This is a genomic window from Candidatus Magnetaquicoccus inordinatus (assembly GCF_004217665.1).
Taxonomy (GTDB): domain Bacteria; phylum Pseudomonadota; class Magnetococcia; order Magnetococcales; family Magnetaquicoccaceae; genus Magnetaquicoccus; species Magnetaquicoccus inordinatus.
Map to the genome: position 1 here is coordinate 1 of NZ_RXIU01000526.1, position 1059 is coordinate 1059.

At 62.3% G+C, this 1059-nt stretch carries 2 protein-coding genes; both read right to left on the bottom strand.

Annotated elements, in window-relative coordinates:
* A partial coding sequence (locus tag EJP87_RS17030; RefSeq protein WP_130473008.1) for a hypothetical protein occupies positions 1-487 on the bottom strand: 487 nt, incomplete at its 3' end.
* Positions 487-1059: polysaccharide deacetylase family protein (locus EJP87_RS17035; RefSeq protein ID WP_227657757.1), on the bottom strand; the 573-nt coding region annotated here is incomplete at its 5' end. The genes EJP87_RS17035 and EJP87_RS17030, both read right to left, overlap by 1 nt.

Consider the following 1059-nt stretch of genomic DNA (forward strand, 5'->3'; position numbering starts at 1 on the left):
ACTTGCCCGCCAACTGGGCACGCAACTGCGCTTCATCCGGGTGCAGATCCAGACGGTGCGAAGCCCAGGCCGTTTTGTTCTGGCGCAGACGAAACCCGTGTTGCTGCAATAGAGCACGCAACTCCGGCTCATCCGGCCAGGGCAGGGAGATCAAAATCCCCCGGTAACGACGCTGCCGGGCCAACTGCCGCACAGCCCGCAAAAAACACGCCTGCTCGGCCAACGACCACGCAGCACCACAGCAAACAGGCCCCCGATTGATGCGCACCACCCCACCCAATCCTGGCAACGACCAGCGCAAAGCCTGCACCACGCCCCGCACCTGGCCCTCCTGGTCAACAACGGCCAGACGATCACAGCGACACAGCCTGCGCTGCGCCATGGCCGAACCATATTCCCAACTCTGGGTCAGCGTACACTGGCTGGCCTTGTGCCAGTGCTGCTGCCACTGGCCGTAGCTCACCTCGCGCAGGGTCCAGGGTGCCATCAGCGCGTGGTCCGCCAAGGACGAGAGAAAAAATATTTTACCTGATAATCACCCCAGCAGGCACAGAGATGGTCACGACGGATCCGATAGGGGTTATCCCCCGCTCTGTTGGCACCCCTTTCCGAGGTGATGAACGAGGCAAACCCCTCCTCCTCCGCCACCACAGGCTCCACCTCCGGGCGAAAATCCCAGTGTGGCCGCCCCACCGGACAGGCAATATGGCGCACATCACGACCCAAATGGTGCGCAATATCCTCCCGACTATGGCGCAACTCCTGACGCACCTCCTCCACCGCCAAATGAGTCAAATTGCGATGGCTGCGGGTGTGGGGCGCAATGGTCATCCCGGCCTCCTGCAACACACGGCACTCATCCCAGGTCAAAAACGGCACAGACAACCCCTCCGCCTTCGGGGCAAAATCCAAGATCCGTTCCAGCATCGCCGTCTCCGCAGGCCCGGGTGGGGGCAGATCCATCAGCAGCCCGCGAAGCCGCTGCCGCATGCGGGTGGTGATCACGCGCTTGACGGTCTGCCCCCCAAACCCCAGAAAATGTTGCAAGGTCTCCTTGCT